We start from the raw sequence: 16,792 nt of genomic DNA, 5'->3' as shown, positions 1-16,792 counted from the left end.
TGTCCGTTGTTGATTATCCATAAATTATGACGCAAGAACTCAAAGATTTAACCCCACGCCAGATCGTTGCTGAACTCGACCAGTACATCATCGGGCAGCACGACGCCAAACGAAACGTTGCCATCGCCCTCCGCAACCGCTGGCGACGCATGAACAGTACGCCCGAGATGCAGCGGGAAATTACGCCCAACAACATCCTGATGATTGGGGCAACCGGGGTTGGAAAAACCGAAATTGCCCGGCGGCTGGCTAAAATTGCCGACGCGCCGTTTACCAAAGTGGAAGCCTCCAAATTTACCGAGGTGGGCTACGTGGGCCGCGATGTGGAAAGCATGGTGCGCGACCTGGTCGAACAGTCGGTCAACATGGTCAAGGCGTCCAAAAAAGAGCAGGTCAAAACCCGCGCCCAGCAAATTGTGGAAGACCTGATTCTTGACATTCTGATACCGCCCGTGAAACAGCCGACCGGTTTTGTGCTCGACGAACCCGCCAACAAAAACGAGATGCCCGACTCGGACGCCGAACTCAACGAACGGACCCGCGAACGGTTTCGGGAGAAAATCCGCAACGGGGAGATGGACGAGCGCAAGATTGAGATTGATGTGCAGCAGACGCAGGCGCCCAACATCGGCATGATCGGCGGCACGGTCGATGAACTGTCGATGATGAACATTCAGGAAATGATCGGCGGAATGCTGCCCCGGCGCGGCAAAAAACGCAAGGTGACGATTGCCGAAGCTAAGAAAATCCTGCTGGAAGAGGAAGCCGGAAAGCTCATCGATATGGATGAAGTGAAGGACGAAGCCATCCGCAAAGCCGAAAATACCGGCATTATTTTCATTGACGAAATCGACAAGATTGCGTCCAGCCGGGGCAACGGTTCGGGCGGGCCGGACGTGAGCCGCGAAGGGGTGCAGCGCGACATGCTCCCGATTGTGGAGGGCAGCACCGTCACCACCAAATACGGCAGCATCAACACCGATTACATCCTTTTCGTGGCCGCTGGGGCTTTCCACGTTGCCAAACCGTCGGACCTGATTCCGGAGTTGCAGGGCCGCTTCCCGATCCGGGTTGAGCTGCAAAGTTTGTCGGAAGATGATTTTTTCCAGATCCTGAAGGCCCCAAAAAACGCCTTGACGAAGCAGTATGTGGCCATGCTGGCGGCCGAAAATGTGGAACTGACGTATGACGAAGAAGCCCTGCGGGAAATCGCCCGGATTGCCTTCCAAGTTAATTCGGAAGTTGAGAACATCGGTGCCCGCCGGTTACAAACCGTCATGAGCCATTTGCTAAACGACTTCATGTTTGACATCCCGGACGCCATCGGTGCCAATTCGAAGGTGCTTATCACCAAAGAAATGGTGGCGGAACGGCTGAACTCGCTGGTTAAAAACCGGGATTTAAGTCAGTTTATTCTGTAAAACCGTCTTTTTTGGATGTTACCACACTGGATTTAGCCCGGGTTTTTCCGAGAACGGTTTTGGAAAACCCGGGCTACACTCCGCGCCCCCTCCATTCGCCCAGCCAGCCCCGGCAAGGTCGTTTTTAAACCTTTCAGCAACAGATACTCTACTTCGGCGTCAGCATACCGTCTCCCCGGTCATTACCAACTGGTTTGGCTTCACGCAGGCAACTTTTTCACGACCTGATTCTCGTAAACCACCATCCGGTTCCGGCCCAGAATACCGTCCGAATACCAGGACACAATCTTGCTGGCCGTCGGGCGCAGACCGGATCCCCCACCCCATCTAGCGGCAACGCAACATACGCCAAACACTCCGTAGGCCATTCGCCGGAATCATCGGGTCACGCCCGGATTTAGCCACCTCATTGTACAAATTGCCAACCGGTCGATTTTAGGACAAATCTATTTAAGCGTTAAAAACTAACAGTTCGTGACGGTTTCGTGCGGTTTGATGAATCAAGCGTTTTTTGATCCGGTGGTCACCCCTCAATTTTACGCCCGTTAAACAACAAGCTGATGCAAACCATACCGTTATCCACTCCATCCCGATCAGCCGGTTGGAATACCCGACGAAAGCATCCCGCCGGGTGTCCGCATCGCACCGACCTGACGCGCCCCCGCTCCGGGAAGCATCCCAATTGGGTCCGAACGCACGAAGACCCGGTATGATGCGGTCGAATTAATTGCTTTCCCAATTCACAAAAATGCTCTTTCAGTACAGGGCCCCAGGTTCCAAGCGACACCTGGACATTGAATACACACCTCCAAAACACTATGAACACAACAAAATCTCTTTTGAGTCAATCCTCCGCACCGCAGCCCACCCGTCGCAGCCCCTTTTCCGGCAAGTTTGCGCTGGTTATCCTGGGTGCTTTAACCGTAGCGGCCTGTAACCGCTCGGCTACTGAGCTGGCCCCCCGTCCGGGTAATGCGGGCAAACCATCAGTGGATACCGTAAAAACGCCCGGCAAACCACAGAGCGATTCCACCACGACCAATCCCGGCAAACCGTCGGACCCCAAACCGGGCGATTCCACGGGCACCGGCGATCCGGTCAGCGTGTACAAAAGCATGAAAATCAGCTATTCGGCCCTCGATTTTCAGGAAGTCAAGTACGACGCCAAGGGAACGCCCGTGCAGTACGCCAGCCAGTACATGTTCAACCAGGGAACGGGCGAAGTGAAGCGCATGGTTTACGATTTACAGTACGATGCCAACCAGCGCCTGATCCGGCTCGACCAGACCAATTACCTGGATACCCGGAAGATTTCCAGCACCTACACGCTGTATCATTATACCGGCAACCAGGTTGCGCGTACGGAGGAATTCGCCGTAGACGGCACCCTGCTGGTGTCGCGCACGTACCGCTATTCGGCTGCGGGCCAACTGGTGCAGCTCGATCATAAATCGAGAAACTTCAAAAATGCGCTCCGCCGGACGTTCCAGTACGATGGTACCGGTAACCTGACCACGATGAGCGATTTTTACAACGTCGGACCGGACGGCGGTTACGAACTGGAACTCGCCATCTCTTTTGCGGACTACGACCATCAGAAGCACGTGGAGAACCTGATGGCGAATGATCCTTTCCTGCCTTCGGTTACGTTTCGGGTGAATAATTACCACACCAAAATCGTGCGCAGCAAAGACGGCAAGGAGATCAGTCGGCAGACGGTTGACTATGCCTACAATGCGGAGGGATTGCCAATTCAGCGTACCACGCATGGAGCGGGTGGTACCCTAACGGCTACGTACACGTACTAGGAAAAGGATAACGGTTATGGTTTGCGGTTTTCAGTTTTCGGTGGCCCGGCGTATCTACCCGATGCGCTGGCCTACCGTTCCTGTCTCCAGAACTCTCTTTTGTTCGTCAATTTCCCCGATATCATGTCAACTGTAACGATTTCCGTTGTCAACGCCTTTGTTGACGGTGGTACCGGCGGCAACCCCGCCGGTATTGTCCTCGACGCCGACCGCTTCGATCAGGCTACCAAACAACGCATTGCTACCCGCGTAGGGCTTTCCGAAACGGCTTTTGTTTCGGCCTCGGCCGTGGCCGATTTCAATCTGGAATTTTTCACGCCCGTGCGTCAGATCGCGCACTGCGGCCACGCCACGATTGCGGCCTTTTCGTACCTGGCCCAGCAGGGCATTCTGACCAAAACACACAGCTCGCGCGAAACCGTCGATGGCCCCCGGGCGGTTTACCTGGATGGCGACCTGGCCTTCATGGAGCAGGCGGCTCCCACCTACCAATTTCCCGATTTGCTGGATGCCGAGGTAACCAACCTGCGAATTCTGCAATCGCTGGGCCTAACCCCCTCTGATTTACTCGACGATCAATTACCACTGGTTGTAAACACCGGAAATTCGTTCATGCTCGTTCCGGTCCGCTCGGCCGAAATCGTGCAGTGGGCGGTTCCGAACCAGGCCGAAATCGAACGCGTCAGCGAACGGCTGGACCTGGTGGGCTACTACCTGTTTTCGCCGGACACGCGGAAGCCCGACCGCGACGCGGGCGCCCGGATGTTTGCGCCCGCCTACGGCATCAATGAAGAAGCCGCAACCGGCATGGCGGCTGGTCCACTGGCCTGCTACTTGTACGACGCTCTCAAACTCCGGAAAACGACCTTCCTGATTGAGCAAGGGCACCTGATGCAGCCGCCTTCCCCCAGTCTGCTCACAGCCCGGCTTCAGACAGAACAGGGCCTCATTACGGGTCTGCTGGTGGGCGGCTCGGCGCAGGTGTCCCACACGATCGACATACACATTCCCGCAGCTACCCTGTCGGATTGCAGTAACTAGCGTTTCGACCGACAGGCAAAAGGGCCGCAAGGGTCCTTGCCTGCCGGTCGAAACCAACATATACCAATCAACTATTCTTCATCCGTCGCGTACGGGTATGACGCGGCCTGCCTCAGAAGACCGGAGTTTTCGAAAAGGTCAATTGTGATTCCTAGTCCCAGAATTACAACCAAACTAACGCTTCGCTATATACGTATTGACGCAAAAGCGGAGATAACAGAAATTGATTTGCCTGATTAAGCTTCTCTACGCGGGGAAATAGTGCTTTTCTTCGGGAATTTTCAGACCGGAAGCCGCCAGGTTAGGGAAAAGGAACTAGCGCCTTCTTCCCCACCGTTTCCAGTAGCCACCTTCCTGCGGGGGGAAGTAACAGTCGTTGGGGTTACGCGGTCCGCGACGAAACAGCGGAATGGCTGCCCCGGCGTAAAGACTGGCTCCGCGCGGATCCCCGATGTTAACCAGCCCCCCCAAGTGATCCGTTCCGGCGAAAACCGGCCCCACCCGCAACGCCAGCCCAACGGTAGGCATCGAATAATTATCCTGAAGCGCAATGGGCATCGACACTTCCGCCCACCGGCTTTCCCAGCGCGGCACGATGGCCAGCATGGAGGGCGTCGACATGGCCGTTGCGTTGGGAGCAACCAGACTTTGCGTCCACAAAACACCGATGTATACATTCTCCCGGTACCGGTAATCCCCGCTGACGTTCAACGCTGCCGGTAATCCGGAACGGTACGAAGTGGTCCGGTCGGTTACGGGCAGATCCAGCAAATCGACAATCCGTTCATGCACGTCATCAGGTTGTTTAACGGGCAAAAATGTGTGGTACGTAATCATTTTGTTGGTCACCGAAATCGGGTACAGATTAACGATGGCCGGGTTGCGGAACCGGACCCCGCCAATATCGACCAACGAGGCCGAAATGCGGTACAGGTATTTGTTTTTGGTGGGATCACGCCGAATCTCGCCTTTTTCCCGGTAAGTGTACTTCCGGTAATCCGGACGGTATTCGTAGGTGATGCCCAGATCAAAGCCCCAGCCCGCTCCGGCGGACTGTTTGCCGAAAAGCCAGCCCGGTGTGATGCGGGCGCGTTGGAAGGCTTCCTGAGATGTGTAGCCGTATTTGCCGTTAAAATTCTCGATCTGTAGGGCCTGAAAGCCGTTCTGAGTGGGATCCCGAACGATCTGGTGCGTCCCGTTATCGACCCGGATGTGGGTGTTGTAAAGGCCAACATTGCGCTTGACGGTTAGGCCCGCCTTCCAGAAGGCTTCGTCGTTATCCAGCAGCACCGCCCCGAACGTAAAAGCCATTTCGGCGAAACTGTTGACGTTGGCCATTCCGTGCTGACTTTCGTTGGTAATGCCGCGGAGTTCGGGAATCTGGGTTCCAAACAACATCAGACGGGCGGTAGCTTCCGAGGTATTACGGTGCGAAACGACCGTCCTGATCCGCGAGGAAAAGGCAATCCCAAACCGGTCGGTTAACGTCAGCAGGGCTGCGGGGCCGCGCACTTCTCCGCCCAGGGTCAACCGTTTATCGCGGCCATTCTGCATCTCTTTCATAAAGCCGGTTCGACCCAGACTGCGTCCGCGTTCGCGGTGGTATTCAGCGGGTACATTGCCGGTGATGTACCGGATCATGGGAAACGGCGCCACCCAGCGGACCTGATTCGTGGCCGCAAATACGTCGACGGAAGCCAGATTAAGGTAAACGCGGTAACGGGAATCGGCCACCTCGGACGGGTGGCGGTAAACCGAATGAACCCCTCCGTAATTACTGTTGGAGAGCCCCATCATGTATTGACTTTTAACGGGAAAAAACGTTCCTAAAAGAACCCATGTTGCTAATAAACGACCGTACCGTACTCTCATTCAATGCCAGATAGAAGTGATGCAAACTTTTTGTGCAACGCTGAGTCCTTCAAAGATACGGGTTGTTTACTAAAATGAAGAAGTAGTTAGTTAATGGCAATTTAAAAATCGAGTTACTCGAAAATAATTTACAAACTCTCCCTATTTAACGTCTACCATAGAATATTTTGTATATTATTGCATTTAAAAGGGTTTATTCGCCAAAATCACCAGCCCGCCTATGCAATTTCAATCTCAATCACAAGGAAACCTAACACAAGTACAATTACAGGGTAACTCGTTTTCATTTACTGACTACCAGACTGAAAACTTTTATGATGAAATGTTCACGGCTGACGGTCAGGTACGCTCCGGCTATGAACCCTTTAAGCAACGAGTTGAACAACTGAGCCGTGAAGACATGATCGGGCGGCAGCACGCAGCGGAGCGGGCGCTGATGTCGATGGGGATTACCTTCAACGTGTATTCGGAAGGCGAAGGAACGGAGCGCATCATGCCGATCGATATTATTCCGCGGGTGATTCCTTCGGCGGAGTGGGACCGGCTCGAACGCGGTCTGATTCAGCGCATTCAGGCCATCAACCTGTTTATTCACGATGTGTATAACGACCAGCGGATTCTGAACGACAACGTCGTACCGAGGGATCTAATTGAATCGAGCAAGTGTTTTCTGCCGGCCTGCATGGGCCTGAAACCGCCCAAAAACATCTGGTGCCACATTACCGGTACGGACCTGATCCGGGGCGATGACGGCGAGTTTATGGTGCTGGAAGACAACCTCCGCTGTCCGTCGGGGGTATCCTACATGCTCGAAAACCGGGAGTTGTCGAAGCAAACTTTTCCCGAGGTACTGGCGCGCACGGGTGTCCGACCGGTTTCCGATTATCCGACGCGGCTGCTGCAACTGCTGCAACACATCGCCGACCGCCCCGACCCGACGGTGGTGGTCCTGACACCCGGTATTTACAATTCGGCGTATTTTGAACACTCGTACCTGGCCCAGCAAATGGGCGTCGAGCTGGTAGATTCGCGGGATCTGGTGGTGTCGGGCGGCTACGTCAAGATGCGCACAACGAAGGGCTTCCAAACCGTTGATGTGATATACCGCCGGATCGACGATACGTTCCTGGACCCGCACGTGTTCAATCCCGAGTCGCTGATCGGTATTCCGGGTATCTTTGAAGTGTACAAAAAAGGACGGGTAGCCCTGGCCAATGCCCCCGGCACCGGCGTGGCCGACGACAAAGTGATTTACGCCTACGTGCCGCGGATTATTAAATATTATCTGGGTGAGGAAGCCATCATTCCGAACGTGCAGACGTACATCTGCCGGGAAGAAGACGATTGCAAATACGTACTGGAAAACATTGAGCAACTGGTGGTGAAAGAAGCCAACGAAGCCGGTGGGTACGGGATGCTGATTGGTCCGAAAGCAACGAAAGCGGAGCACGAACAGTTCCGCAAAAAGATCAAGGCCAATCCGCGCAATTACATTGCCCAGCCGACGATTTCGCTCTCCCGCGTGCCGACCATCGTGGGCGACCATACCGAAGGCCGCCATGTCGACTTTCGGCCTTATATTCTGTACGGAGACGGTATTAACGTGATTCCGGGCGGCCTGACCCGCGTCGCGTTGCGGAAGGGTTCGCTGGTGGTGAACTCCTCGCAGGGCGGGGGCGGGAAGGATACGTGGGTGTTGTATTGAACCATACAAACACCAATTAGGCTGACCGTTGTGGCCTGACAAGTGCCTATCTATGGCCCCTTGTCAGGCCCTATTTACTTAATCACTTTTGTTTAAGACTTTAACCCCATAACGCTGGCCATAAGTTAAAGAGCTTTGTCAATCAAGGTATGGCTTGATATGGCACTCTGTTTGCTTTCTGATAAAGAGACGCAATACCCTGGTCTTTCATCAGTAACTGGGCCATGAAAACCACTTTCATAAGACTCTTCTTCTTTGGTCTTTTCCTAAGTTGCTTTTCTTCGCTAAAGGCAGCAAACTACTATTTCTCCTCGCAGACTGGTGATGATTCCCGAACAAGTTTGCAGGCCCAAAATCAAGCAACACCGTGGAAAACGCTTTCGAAGCTGAATTCCTTTTTCTCGCATCTCCAGCCGGGTGACGCCGTTTTATTTAAAAGGGGAGAAACGTTTTATGGACAGATTATTATATCAAAGTCTGGTTCTGACAGCCTTCCTATAACGATTGCCGATTATGGTTCGGGTCATAAGCCAATAATTTCCGGGTTTATAAAGTTGAGCAATTGGATTTCCCGGGGTAATGGTATCTGGGAAACTGCCCACAATGACTTAACCAACTCTGTCAACATTCTTACTATTAATGGACAAGTTGAGCCTATGGGCCGCTATCCGAATGCTGACGCAGCGAACAAAGGATATTTAACCTACGAAAGTCATCTTGGCAACACAAGAATCACGGATAATCAGTTAAACTCCAATCAAAATTGGACAGGTGCTGAGGTTGTTATTCGTAAAAACCGATGGATTCTTGATCGAGGAATTATCCTACAACATTCCGGTACATCACTTACTTACAGCGGGTCCTCTCATTATCAAGCCGAAGACAACTTTGGTTATTTCATTCAGAACCATCTCGCTACTCTGGATAAATCAGGTGAATGGCACCTTAATAAATCGACTAAAAAAATAACTCTTTATCTAAACAACGGACTTCATCCCAACAGTTTAAATATTAAAGTTGCTCTTATAAATACCTTGATTCAAAATTCTGGTAAGAACTTTATAAAATTCCAGAACCTCTATTTAGAAGGTGCGGATCATACTGTTTTCAATTTATTAGAAACTCATAATCTTTCCATCTCCAACTGTACCATCAAGTCATCAACAAACGGAATTTTAGGCCAAAATAACTCTTCTTTGGTCATTGAAGACTCAGAAATCTCAGACTCTGGAAACAACGGTATTTATCTTACTAACTCTACCAATGTTGTCATTCGAACCAATACTATCAACAGGACTGGATTGATAAGCGGCATGGGAATGAATGGTGATGATACTTACCAAGCATTAATCATCAGAGGCTCCGGCAATTTGGTGGAAAAGAATAAGGTTACTAATACGGGTTATTCGGCAATTCGTTTTGAGGGAGACTATACTGTCCTACGAAACAACTTCATCTCTAATTTCAATCTGGTAAAAGACGATGGTGGAGGAATATACAGTTGGAATGGTGATTCTATTTACCCCGAAAAAGGTTCTCAGGTCTTAAATAATATTATTATCAACGGTATTGGCGCCAGAAACGGGACTTCCGACTCAAAAGCTTCTGCGACCAATGGAATTTATATGGATGACAATACCGGATCCGTTGAAGTAAAAGGGAATACAATTGCTTTTTGTAATGGGAGTGGAATCTTCCTGCACAACGCCAACCATATCGATGTGTCAAATAATACGGTTTTTGACAACGAATCGCAGCTGTTCATGCTTCAAAATAGCGAACATAAGGTTAGAAACAATTCAATCCATCACAACCGCTTTTTTTCTAAGCACGGCCATCAACTGATTTCAAAAATTTATTCCAACTTAAACGACATTAAAGATTTTAGCTCATTTGACAACAATTACTACTGCCGTCCACTTGATGACCGCTATGTCATTAACACTTATTCTAATTACCATTTAAGTTCAGGTTTATCTATAGTGCACACCTTGGCCAAATGGCAATCTTCTTTTATTCTTGATATAAACTCTCATAAAACGCCTATACAAATCCCCTCTTACCAGATAAAGACGTTACTGGGGGACAATAAATTTCTTAATGGCAGCTTTACAAATCACATCAACTACGCTTACAGCTGGTCACCATCAGGCAACATCAATTTGGATTGGAGTAATACAGGCGGATTAAATGGAGGATGCTTAAAGACCAGTTTTAATACAACTATCAATCCCTCGGTTCGGGACCGGAGCGCATTAATTACGATGGAGGTAGGAGCAGTAAGCGCAGCAAAGAAATACATCCTTAAATTCAGTTTACGGGGCACCAATGATCAACGTAGCTTTCAGGTATTTTTGAGAAAGCGTGATTTTCCATATAACGATTTAAGTCCACGTTATCAGTGCGACATGAGTTCCATTAGGAATGAGAAAGAATTTGCTTTTCCTTCACTTACTACAGAAGCGAATGCTTATTTGGTTTTCCAGGTTGATCAGACAGACGGTACCTTTTTTATCGACAATCTACAACTGCGTGAAGCTGATCTTGCCCTAACAAACCCAGATGATTATATAAGATTTGAATACAATGCATCTGATAGTAAAAAAACAATCAATTTAAATAACACAATATACGTTGATGTTGAAAACCGTAGTTATCAGGGCTATTTAACGTTAGCCCCCTGGTCATCCATCATTCTTTTGAAAAAAACGGCTTCAACCTCGGCAAAGTCAGTAAGCGACCTCCCTTCCAGTACTCCAACTTTATTGAATGCTCATGAACGTGATTCATCATCTATTGTCTTTTTACAGACCTACCCTTCCCAAGCTCGTTTAATAGCTTTGGCTGACGACGCGATAGATAAGTCAACCTTGAAGGTAACCCCGAACCCGACAAAAGAGGAGTTTGAAGTTTCTTTTTACACCCCAAAACAGACTATAAGTGAATTAACAGTAATTGACGAGTTGGGTCGGCCTTGGCACCAAAAAATCCTGGAAGGGACGGGATTTCAACGACAGAAAATTCATATCCCGGGCGCAGTTGGACGTTACGTAGTCGTTCTCCGTCAAGGAAGCCAAGTGTACAACAAGAAAATTATAATTCGTTGATGAACCTATATCTTGATTTATGCACTTGCTAATAAGCGGTTGTAATACTGTTCTCAACGGAATGGCTTCGTTTTCTTTGGCATATCACAATTTATGATAGTACAGGGCTGTTTCATACGTCTGAACAATCCCTCTTTCCCAGTACCTGGTTCACAACAATTCACCGCATACCTGCATACGTTAACAACTTGGCAAAGATCCGCACCCTCAAACTGTATTTCCGGCGAAACTGCTGGGCAAATAATTCTTCTTCACTTACCTGATTGGCGAACGAAAACTTTCGTTGCAAACCGGTATCCATCACCGTTTTATAGCGGTTATACACATTGGTATTCATTCCATCCGCCGAATAAAACCCGATGTTTTCAACTTTTGATACGGTAGGGTACAACGTTTGCTTACCCATTTTGAAAATATTGTAGCAAACCCGAATGTCCCAGGCATCCAGCTCTCCGTCCATAGTTTTACGCAGCATTCGCACCATGTCTTTACCGGCCCGGTTGAAAGCTCTCTTCTGTGCTGCGTCGCTCATAAACGGCTTGAAATCCCGAATTTCCCAGTCAATCTGCTTCCAGCGATCAGCCCAGATTCCCCATCCCCAGGCACAATGCCGTCCGAAAAAGTAGCCATCGGCCTGGTAACCTTCCGGTTTTTTGAACGGGAAGGTATAGCCGCCAATCGAAAAAACGCGTTCATCGCCAGCGTACTGGTCCAGGGCCTGATTGATAAAATCCAGAAAATTAGGGGTTGTAACAATGTCATCCTCGACAACAATGACCGTCGGGTGGTCCTGCAAAACCTGGGACACTCCTTTGATAATGGAATCGGCGCAACCGATGTTGTGGTCACTGATCACGCGGTGAACCTTCTTAAAACCCGTAATTTCCTGGACGATCTGACGAACCTGTTCTACTTTCAAAACATCCTTTTTGGCCCTGGGGCCATCAACAAAAACGTACAGTTCACTTTCAGAAGCCAGGTGATTGGCCTGAAGAGCAGCCAGCGTTTTCTTTAATTCTACCGGCCTTTTGTAAGCAAACAGGGCAACAGGGGCTATCATAGCAAGCGTTTATTTAACAGAATAACCGAGATGCGGAACCTTAAAATCACTACACCAAGACAGCTTCTTCTTTTTTCCAGAATTCATTAATCAGATCCCGGTTTTGCTCGATATGGTTTCGGGAAGAAGCGCCAAACAAAATGGAACTGATGCGGGGCAAATTGCAAACGTATTCGAGCGCTTCTTTGGGAGGAATGGCACCAGCCGCAAATACCTGCATAGCAATAACACGCATTTCTTTCTCGCGTAGGGTACGCTCATAAACGTCAACTCCGCCAGTCATCCGAAAGCCCACTTTGTTAATTGAAGCGCAAATAATTGGGTTTTCAACGCCAACTTTCTCCAACGCTTGTTGCAACAGGGGCAAATTCATCGTAATAAAACCAGCTTCTGCCTTGTATTTCTTTTTGACGTAATCACTGAACGCCCGGAAAAAGTCGTACATCCCCAATCCCAAGATTAAATCCGTAATCACATTCTGGATAAAAATTACATCCGTTCTTACCCCTTTAAACATCTTCATCTCAGTATCCACCAGGATTTCCATGATGCTGACGAAGTCTTTCTTGAAAACCGCCAAACCGCCTTTGGCCAGCGTGCCCAGCAAATTTGAACTGGGCATGTATTCTTTCAATGCCCCCATGATGCCGAGTTCGGTCACTGCATTCGCGTATTTGTGCGCATACGGCATACAGGGATAAATCTGAAAATTAGCGTATTGATCAGGATGCTTGCGGATATGATCGCAAATGTTCGCAATCCGGTCGTGCGTCGTACACATAAACGTATTGATATCGCAGTCGATGGCGGTATTCAATACCTTTATGATCGCGCTGTCATCTTTAAAGCGTACGGCCTGGGCTCTGGATTTCTCGTCGGACAGGTGATTGACAGCAAAAAACTGATTGTCACCAAATAGAATTCTTTCCATGATAATAACTAATTAATGGGTGTAAGTGCGAAGTAAATTGAGGACGCGATCGGTTTCAAGAGCGCTCCGGAACGTGCTGATACCGTGCGCATTCCGGTTCTGAATACACCGGGCGAAATAATCGATCTGGGCTGAATACTCTTCCCCCCGCAGGTAAAAGCCAACTTCGGGTGTCAAGTCGGTGATGTATTTCACATTCCAGCCTTTTTCGTACCCCGGAATTGTGGGTGTTGATTTGAAATATACTTTCATCTCCTGAGCATCCGCCACCAGCTTGCCGCCCTTGCCGATGATGGTGAGTTGTGTTGACATCTTGCGGTACGTTTCGTCGCTCCAATTCACCGATAGAAACCCGGAAATACCGCTTTCCAGATGCAGCGTCGAATAAACCGCATCCTCAACACTAGTGGAATAGATTTTCTTGAGCGTACTTCCATCCACTTTCGCAACTCGTCCCAGAACAAACTGAAGTAGATCGACCACGTGGGAAGTATAATCCAGCAAACATCCGCCCCCTTCGCTTGGATTTGAACGCCAGGTATCTTCTTTTTTCCGCGTTACCACCGGGCCGTAAGATTCCCCAATAAAATGGTAGATTTCCCCCAGAGCTCCCTGATCCACCAGGCGTTTCACCTCGTTAAAGACGCCGATAAACCGGTTGTGATAACCGACCTGGGTCACCAGATTCCGCGCTTCCGCCAGCCTGACCAGCTCTTCGCCCTGATTTAGTTGTAGCGTAAACGGCTTTTCCATGAAGACATGGAGGCCGCGTTCCAGGGCAAACCGGGCCATCTCAAAATGCAGCTTCGTGGGAGTAGCGATCAAGACGGCTTCTGGCTTCACTCTGTCGACCATTTTTTTATAGTCGGTAAAGCACTCGAAGGTGGAATGCTGCTTTAGGGCTTCCATGACAATTCCGGACGTGTCACAGACTCCCACAACCTCCAGAGCCGGGTGGGCATTCAAAATTGCGAGGTGCGCGATTCCCATCTTGCCCAGGCCCACAATAGCGATTCTTACTTTTTGATCTTTCATTTTGGCATTTTCTTTAAACGTGTGAAACAGAGAAGCATATCTTTGACGAATATGAGTTGATTCCGGGTGTTTCGACGGAATATCTCGGGCCGAAGGAAAATCCTCACCAGCCACTCCAGCCGGAGATCAATCCATAGTTGGGCTGGCCGCTTGCTGTTGCCGGCATACCAGTCGAATACGTTGCCGATTGTTGCAATCACTTTTGTGTTGAGGTACGGCTTGTTTTGATAAGCCCACTTTTCCTGTTTGGGAGCCGACATGCCCACAAAAACGACATCTGGCTTAAAGGCGTTGATCCGTTCGATAATAGGAGCCGAATCTTCGGCCGTCAATTCATGCTTGTATGGCGGGGAGTAATAGTCGGCTTCAAGCTGGGGATAATCCAAGGCCAGTTGCGCAACGATCTTTTTCAACGTTGTTTCGGTAGAGCCTACAAAAAAACACCGCCCTCCCCGCTGGTTAAAGTAGCTCGTGAAGTAATCAAAGGTGTCCGCTCCGGCAATCTTCTTGATATTTTTACCGTTGAGCAAGAGCGAACCAACTGCCACCCCGATACCGTCCAGCGTCAGTACGTCACACTTTTTGAGTGCCTCCTCGAAGAATGAATCCTTTTGGGCCAGCCCGTAGGAATTAGGGCTCATGGTATTGATCAGTAAAGTATCCTGATTACTGATTGAAAGCTGATCCAGAGAACCCGAGAATACCGGATACCCCATAACCATAGTGGTAAGAGCCGGACTTAGGGTTTCCGACGGATCATTTCTGATAAAAGTTGTATTCATGGTGTAATGATTAGTTGAGGGCAGCCTCCAATACCGAAACCATATTATTTTCAAAAACCGGTAAACTGAATCGATTGTCAAACTTGGCCTGACCGGCTTTGCGGAACGCTTTGAGCCGATCGTGATTGGCAGATAATTCCATTATTCTATCACAATATTGCTGCACGTCTTCCGGATCGATCACAAATCCATCAATGCCGTCCTCAATCAGATCCGGGATACCACCTTCAGGAGAAGAAATCGGCACAAGCCCAAATTTGAAAGCTTCCTGAATGACCAGCGGGGTCGTTTCACGTTTGTAAAAAGTCGGAAAAACCAGAAAATCCGACGCTAGCAGATAGGCTTCCTTTTCTTCGTTATATTTCGGTCCAGCCAACGTAACCCGATCATTTATATTCTTTTCTCGAATCAATTGCTGAAGTTCTTCTATTGCTATGTCGGATTCCTTACCAACAATGACCGCCTGATAGTAAAAGCCTCTTCTGGACAACTCAGCACATATATCAATAAAAACTAGTATCCCTTTTTCGACAATTAAATTAGATAAGTATAGAAGTTTAGGCCCATTTTCAGCCGGAAAACTAGCGTCTTTTATTCTACTCGTACCAGGAGTTCCACTGCAGACGACATACTTTTTCGCAGTATAGCCAGCAAACTCCTGCAGCAATAATTTTGAAGTAACAATAAGATCAGAACTATTAATCATTCGCCTGGTTATTAACCGATTAAATGCATTTTTCCGAGCAGTCGTTTCGATCCCTTTTTCGTGCAGCATGATCATCCGTCTCTTTATGAAAGTAGCCGCCATAATCCACACAAGCGCGCTTTTATAAAAAGCAATTCCATCCGTGCTCAATGTCACAAAAACCAAATCATACTTTACTTGAAAGCAAGACTTTATAATTTTCAAATAAAGTTTGGCAATGACCGCAATTTTCGACCAACTAAATTTTTGCACATCATCTAAATCTTTTGCCGTTATGATATTGATATAATTTGTATCGAACTTTTCATTAATTGGAATACTGGTTTTTATGTATTCGTTTATTTTGGAAGCTCCGTGTATGGGTGGGGGCAATTGCGTTAAGAATAATATTTTACGAGCCTGCTTCATCGGTATATTATTTTTTATTCTTTGTATACATTGTACTATAAAAGACGAAGTTTGCGAAGAAAATAGCCGGTAACGATTCGGCTTACATCCAGCATTAAGTAAAGGTGTTTGGTTCGGGTATGGTGCATTGCAAAATGATAGCGCATGGGGATGTTGATGGGTGAATACCGGCCCCACAATCCTTTCCAGAACTTGCGTATAGGCAATTGAGAATTGACTTGAAGGGCAGTAGCTTCGACGTGTTCATAAACAATGCTCAAAGGAGAAATCACCAACCGATAGCCAGCCTGTTTGGCCCGAACCGTAAACTCAACATCGGCCATGTAATGGACGTAATGTTCTGTATCATAGAGTCCAATGTTTTCAAATACTTCAAACGGAATTAAAACACCCCGGCCCGGTAAGCTATCGGAATCTATATAGTCGGTCGTTTCGGTTAAATTCCGGTAACTCTTTTGGAAACGTGAATCAGCCAGGTACGTCTCGTTTGCTGAATACAGATTTAATTTCATTCCAGCGTATTGCAACGATTCGGGCTGAGCAACATCGACACTGACCGAACCGGCCAGACACGGTTTATGCCGTGAATAAGTAGCCAGTAACGAAGCCACGTAATCAGGGCCAACTTCCGTATCGTCGTTGATCGTTAACACGAAGTTTTCTTCTTCTGCCACTGCGTTCTGTAGCGCGTACCGAACCCCAACATTGGTCCCCTCGGTCCACCAAAGGGTTCCGTCTCCCGAAAGAACGACGGCATCCGGAAATTCAGTCCGGAGCATTTCACCAGTCCCGTCGGTCGAGCCGTCGTCTACCACTACAATGGTGATATTTGATACCGTTTGGCGGGTCAGGCACGCCAGGCACTTTCGGGTTAAGCTTTTCCGATTATGAACAGGAATCACAATGAAAATCATGC

At 48.7% G+C, this 16,792-nt stretch carries 13 protein-coding genes; 5 read left to right on the top strand and 8 right to left on the bottom strand.

Going from position 1 to position 16,792, the window contains the following annotated elements; all coding sequences use genetic code 11:
* Positions 1-26: 26 nt before the first annotated feature.
* Positions 27-1,421 (top strand): ATP-dependent protease ATPase subunit HslU, encoded by a 1,395-nt coding sequence (gene hslU, locus OQ371_RS18890; protein ID WP_265989800.1) that lies wholly within the window; start codon positions 27-29, stop codon positions 1,419-1,421.
* A gap of 200 nt (positions 1,422-1,621) precedes the next feature.
* On the opposite strand, the gene OQ371_RS18885 is transcribed toward hslU, so the two are convergent.
* Entirely contained in the window at positions 1,622-1,789 is a 168-nt protein-coding gene (locus OQ371_RS18885) for a hypothetical protein (RefSeq protein WP_265989799.1), read from the bottom strand.
* Between the two features lie 450 nt (positions 1,790-2,239).
* On the opposite strand from OQ371_RS18885, the gene OQ371_RS18880 reads away from it, so the two are divergent.
* Both OQ371_RS18880 and OQ371_RS18875 read left to right on the top strand, forming a co-directional pair.
* Positions 2,240-3,229 (top strand): hypothetical protein, encoded by a 990-nt coding sequence (locus OQ371_RS18880; protein ID WP_265989798.1) that lies wholly within the window; start codon positions 2,240-2,242, stop codon positions 3,227-3,229.
* A gap of 21 nt (positions 3,230-3,250) precedes the next feature.
* The gene (locus OQ371_RS18875) at positions 3,251-4,270 is read left to right on the top strand and encodes a PhzF family protein (protein WP_265989797.1); all 1,020 of its coding nucleotides are present in this window, start codon (positions 3,251-3,253) and stop codon (positions 4,268-4,270) included.
* Between the two features lie 315 nt (positions 4,271-4,585).
* On the opposite strand, the gene OQ371_RS18870 is transcribed toward OQ371_RS18875, so the two are convergent.
* Entirely contained in the window at positions 4,586-6,067 is a 1,482-nt protein-coding gene (locus OQ371_RS18870) for a DUF5723 family protein (RefSeq protein ID WP_265989796.1), read from the bottom strand.
* A 295-nt stretch (positions 6,068-6,362) separates the two neighbouring features.
* On the opposite strand from OQ371_RS18870, the gene OQ371_RS18865 reads away from it, so the two are divergent.
* Together OQ371_RS18865 and OQ371_RS18860 are read left to right on the top strand one after the other, a co-directional pair.
* Positions 6,363-7,847 carry a circularly permuted type 2 ATP-grasp protein gene (locus tag OQ371_RS18865; RefSeq protein WP_265989795.1) on the top strand — a complete coding sequence of 495 codons (1,485 nt, stop codon included), beginning with the start codon at positions 6,363-6,365 and terminating at the stop codon, positions 7,845-7,847.
* Between the two features lie 224 nt (positions 7,848-8,071).
* Complete coding sequence (locus tag OQ371_RS18860; RefSeq protein WP_265989794.1) at positions 8,072-10,954, top strand: right-handed parallel beta-helix repeat-containing protein; 2,883 nt, start codon at positions 8,072-8,074, stop codon at positions 10,952-10,954.
* Between the two features lie 160 nt (positions 10,955-11,114).
* Here the strand turns inward: OQ371_RS18860 and OQ371_RS18855 are convergent, their stop codons facing one another.
* Genes OQ371_RS18855 through OQ371_RS18830 form a run of 6 tightly spaced genes read right to left on the bottom strand, consistent with a single transcriptional unit; the run spans position 11,115 to position 16,790 of the window.
* Positions 11,115-12,014: a glycosyltransferase family 25 protein gene (locus tag OQ371_RS18855; protein WP_265989793.1), complete on the bottom strand. Its 900-nt coding sequence runs from the start codon at positions 12,012-12,014 to the stop codon at positions 11,115-11,117.
* Between the two features lie 49 nt (positions 12,015-12,063).
* Positions 12,064-12,945, bottom strand: coding sequence for an aldo-keto reductase family protein (locus tag OQ371_RS18850; RefSeq protein WP_265989792.1), 882 nt, complete (start codon positions 12,943-12,945; stop codon positions 12,064-12,066).
* Positions 12,946-12,957: 12 nt separating this feature from the next.
* The gene (locus OQ371_RS18845; RefSeq protein WP_265989791.1) at positions 12,958-13,980 is read right to left on the bottom strand and encodes a Gfo/Idh/MocA family protein; all 1,023 of its coding nucleotides are present in this window, start codon (positions 13,978-13,980) and stop codon (positions 12,958-12,960) included.
* Positions 13,977-14,762 (bottom strand): WecB/TagA/CpsF family glycosyltransferase, encoded by a 786-nt coding sequence (locus OQ371_RS18840; protein ID WP_265989790.1) that lies wholly within the window; start codon positions 14,760-14,762, stop codon positions 13,977-13,979. Before OQ371_RS18840 ends, OQ371_RS18845 begins: the two co-directional genes overlap by 4 nt.
* 10 nt (positions 14,763-14,772) lie before the next feature.
* Positions 14,773-15,876 carry a glycosyltransferase family 4 protein gene (locus OQ371_RS18835; RefSeq protein ID WP_265989789.1) on the bottom strand — a complete coding sequence of 368 codons (1,104 nt, stop codon included), beginning with the start codon at positions 15,874-15,876 and terminating at the stop codon, positions 14,773-14,775.
* 35 nt (positions 15,877-15,911) lie between these two features.
* Positions 15,912-16,790 carry a glycosyltransferase family 2 protein gene (locus tag OQ371_RS18830; RefSeq protein ID WP_265989788.1) on the bottom strand — a complete coding sequence of 293 codons (879 nt, stop codon included), beginning with the start codon at positions 16,788-16,790 and terminating at the stop codon, positions 15,912-15,914.
* Positions 16,791-16,792 lie beyond the last annotated feature (2 nt).

It is taken from the genome of Larkinella insperata, from assembly GCF_026248825.1.
Classification (GTDB): domain Bacteria; phylum Bacteroidota; class Bacteroidia; order Cytophagales; family Spirosomataceae; genus Larkinella; species Larkinella insperata.
This window is presented reverse-complemented; position numbering and strand designations above follow the sequence as displayed.

Excerpts from the sequence above, each read along its gene's own strand:
- OQ371_RS18870 (WP_265989796.1), bottom strand. The coding sequence starts at position 6,067 with ATGATGGGGCTCTCCAACAGTAATTACGGAGGGGTTCATTCGGTTTAC.
- OQ371_RS18860 (WP_265989794.1), top strand. The coding sequence starts at position 8,072 with ATGAAAACCACTTTCATAAGACTCTTCTTCTTTGGTCTTTTCCTAAGT.
- OQ371_RS18850 (WP_265989792.1), bottom strand. The coding sequence starts at position 12,945 with ATGGAAAGAATTCTATTTGGTGACAATCAGTTTTTTGCTGTCAATCAC.
- OQ371_RS18835 (WP_265989789.1), bottom strand. The coding sequence starts at position 15,876 with ATGAAGCAGGCTCGTAAAATATTATTCTTAACGCAATTGCCCCCACCC.
- OQ371_RS18845 (WP_265989791.1), bottom strand. The coding sequence starts at position 13,980 with ATGAAAGATCAAAAAGTAAGAATCGCTATTGTGGGCCTGGGCAAGATG.
- hslU (WP_265989800.1), top strand. The coding sequence starts at position 27 with ATGACGCAAGAACTCAAAGATTTAACCCCACGCCAGATCGTTGCTGAA.
- OQ371_RS18855 (WP_265989793.1), bottom strand. The coding sequence starts at position 12,014 with ATGATAGCCCCTGTTGCCCTGTTTGCTTACAAAAGGCCGGTAGAATTA.
- OQ371_RS18885 (WP_265989799.1), bottom strand. The coding sequence starts at position 1,789 with ATGGCCTACGGAGTGTTTGGCGTATGTTGCGTTGCCGCTAGATGGGGT.
- OQ371_RS18830 (WP_265989788.1), bottom strand. The coding sequence starts at position 16,790 with ATGATTTTCATTGTGATTCCTGTTCATAATCGGAAAAGCTTAACCCGA.
- OQ371_RS18865 (WP_265989795.1), top strand. The coding sequence starts at position 6,363 with ATGCAATTTCAATCTCAATCACAAGGAAACCTAACACAAGTACAATTA.
- OQ371_RS18880 (WP_265989798.1), top strand. The coding sequence starts at position 2,240 with ATGAACACAACAAAATCTCTTTTGAGTCAATCCTCCGCACCGCAGCCC.
- OQ371_RS18840 (WP_265989790.1), bottom strand. The coding sequence starts at position 14,762 with ATGAATACAACTTTTATCAGAAATGATCCGTCGGAAACCCTAAGTCCG.